We start from the raw sequence: 2,970 nt of genomic DNA, 5'->3' as shown, positions 1-2,970 counted from the left end.
CACACCAGCACCACGCGGGCTTCACGGCAACATTTCAACGGCGCCGACCTGGCAGAGAGGGAGACCATCGTGTCCAGACGTCCTTGGAAGCGCGCCGCGGCGGCGCTGACGCTGTCGTGGCTGCTGGCGGCCCGTCCCAGCCCTGCGCTCGACATCATCTTCTCCGAGGGTGCCGCCATCTCGCCCGTGCGGGAAGCGGGGGGCGCGCCTGCGCCGCCGGCGGCCACACCGTCTGCGTCGCCCACCTCATCCCAGGGGGAGTCGCCCACTGCTGTCCCCGCGCAGCAGGCCACGACGCCGGGCCAGCCTGCGGGGCCGAAGGCGGTCACGGTGAACCTCCACCCGTACTTCACCACCACCAATGTGTGGGGCGATGGCGCGCGATCGTTCCAGGCCAACGGTCTTCTGAACCGTCAGGACGTGACCGTCGATCTGCAGCTCAGCGGGCAGAACAACCACTACGCCACGGGCCAGGTCTTCACGCGCTACACCGACGACCCCATGCTGTACGGCGGCGGGGGACACGTGAAGGTGCCGGGCTTCTTCATCGAGTACGGCCAGCGCGACCGCTTCGATCTGCGCGCGGGCAACCTGCCGGTGCAGTTCTCGACCTTGTCGTTCAGCCGCCAGGTCGACGGCCTGCAGGGGCGCTTCTTCTTCCCTGACGCCACGGGCGTGTGGGGGGTCAAGGGCGTCGCGGCCCGCATGAACAATGGGCAGAACGGCGTGAGCTATCGCAAGTTCGTGTATGGGCTGCGCCTCGAGCGCGAGTTCCGCCCGGGGCCGACGAATCCCGTCGAGCACGCCACGGCAGGGCTGAACGCCGTTCTCACCCACGACGACCAGTCGAGCATCTCCATGTACGATGGCGTGCCGTTCACCGCCAGCAGCCTGTACTCCATCGACACGCAGATCGCGTTCCGCGGCGGTCTCGCCCTCGACGGCGAGTACGCGACCTCTATCGTGTCCACCTCGGGGTCATACACCGGACCCACCCTCGTCACCGGCAGCGGAGGGCGCCTGTCGCTGCGCCAGTCCGCCGGGCCCTGGAACGCGGGCGCCACCATCGAGCGCTACAGCCCCTCGTTCACCAGCCTCACCGGCTCGGCCTCCGCCGATCTCTATCGCACCGACGCCTACCTGGGCTACGCCTTCGGCCAAGAGGTGCGCGTTGATCTGTCGCTGCAGAACAACCACAACAACGTCAGCCGTCAGCTGCTCACCACGTTCAAGTCGATGAACCAGCGCGTCGGGCTCACCCTGCGCCCCTTTGCCAGCAGCAAGGACATGGCGCTGCAGCCCCTCTTCTTCAACGTAGGCTTCAACACGTTCGACGCGGTCGACCCTGCCACGACGAATCGCCTCACGCGCCAGTGGCTGGCGTCGTCCGGATACAGCTTCGGACCCGCGGCGGTCACCTATTCGTATCAAGATCAGAACCTGGTCGACCGCCTCGTTCCAACGCTCAATCGCGACGACGCCACCCACACCGCCCAGGTCTCCTATCGCATCCCCATCGGCAAGCGCGACAGCAGGGTGGCCGTCACCCCGTCTATCGGGGCCACCTTCACCAAGAGCTATGACCCCAGTACGAGCCTCAACTCGCCAACCGACAACATGGTGTACGGCCTCACCGCCGAGCTTGGAAACGAGTGGCGCCTCGGGTTTGCCCAGACCGTCAACCAGAGCATCCGACCGGAGGCCAGCATCGGCTGGCGCAGCACCTTGCAGGTGACGCGCCGGGCAGAGGTCTCGTACCGCCCGCAGCACGCGCCGGACACGCAGATCAGTCTCGAGTGGAACGATCGCAGCTACGCCGATTCGCTTCCGGGCTACGGCTACGGGAACAACCAGTTCATCTTGCAGGGCCAGACCCGCTTCTGAGGGCAGGGGGGCTCTCCGCAGCGAGATCAGAACGAGAAGTCGATGGACGCGGTGTTGTTCACCGTGCTCGACTCGCCGGGCACCGCCACCACCTGAACCACGATGCGATGGCGCCCCGGCGCCACGTTGGTGAACATGATCGTCGGGCTCTGCGTGGCGCCGGAGGCCAGCGCGCCCAGGGGAGTGCTCTGCGTGACGCGGCCGTCGAGAACAGCGCTCACCTTGGTGGCTCCTGACGGGCCTGTTCCCACGTTGGCCACGGTGAGGAAGAGCATGACGTCAGATACGCGGACCAGGCGTGGGATGACCTGGGTCTGCAGCCCTCCGGGGATCAGGTCGGGCGCGCGCACGATGGGGGTTGGCGGATTAGGGCCCGGGTTCGGTCCGGGTCGGGGAGGCAGCGGGCGCTGGCCTGCCACAATCCCGGGAAACCCGACCAGCTGGTTGTTCCCCGCGCCCAGCACGCCGCTGAGCACGCCCTGGGCGAAGTTGACGGGGCGTCCGTCGATGGTGCCCTGGTCGACCAGGGTCACGCCCGTGTAGTTGGTGCGCACGAAGTCGTCGCCCTGCACGTTGGCGATGCGGAAGCGGGGCGTGGCCCCGCCGCTGTCGCGCTCGCGACGCAGGAAGAAGGTGGCCTTCTGCGAGGTGAGGATCCACTCCTGACCCGAGGTGCGGAAGCGCGCGCGGCGATCCCAGCGCACGTCGACCTGGGCGGAATCGCCGGAAGGGTCGATGCGCGGTGGATTCACGTCGACGCGGAACTCCACCTGGAGAAGGTTGAGCGTCTCGAGGTTCTCAGACATCAGGAAGTTGCGACGGTCGAGCCCCAGCGAGAGGCGATCGGCGGTGACGCGGAACGAAGGGGTGATGGTGTCGTCGAGGAGCGACAGGTTGCCCTGCTCGAGGGCGATGAACCAGTCGACCAGCACGCGCTGGATGTCACGCACGGTGGAGACGAGATCGATCCCCGCGGGTCTTATCTTCTGGGCCGCGCCTGCCTGCGCGGCGCCAGCGGGAGAGGTGGGCGCGGCAGAGGCGCCTGGCTGCGGGGACGCGGCCGGCGAGGCGGCGGGAGCGGGTGGC

General features: G+C 67.8%; 2 protein-coding genes. One reads left to right on the top strand and one right to left on the bottom strand.

Annotation, left to right across the window (positions count from 1 at the left end):
* The first annotated feature begins 69 nt into the window (after positions 1-69).
* A complete protein-coding gene (locus EB084_22815) occupies positions 70-1,884 on the top strand; it encodes a hypothetical protein (GenBank protein NDD31096.1) in 1,815 nt (604 codons plus the stop codon).
* A 26-nt stretch (positions 1,885-1,910) separates the two neighbouring features.
* On the opposite strand, the gene EB084_22810 is transcribed toward EB084_22815, so the two are convergent.
* A partial coding sequence (locus EB084_22810) for a hypothetical protein (protein ID NDD31095.1) occupies positions 1,911-2,970 on the bottom strand: 1,060 nt, incomplete at its 5' end.

Source organism: Pseudomonadota bacterium (assembly GCA_010028905.1).
Lineage (GTDB): Bacteria > Vulcanimicrobiota > Xenobia > RGZZ01 > RGZZ01 > RGZZ01.
The sequence above is the reverse complement of the archived record's forward strand: the minus strand, read 5'-3'. Positions and strand labels throughout refer to the sequence as shown.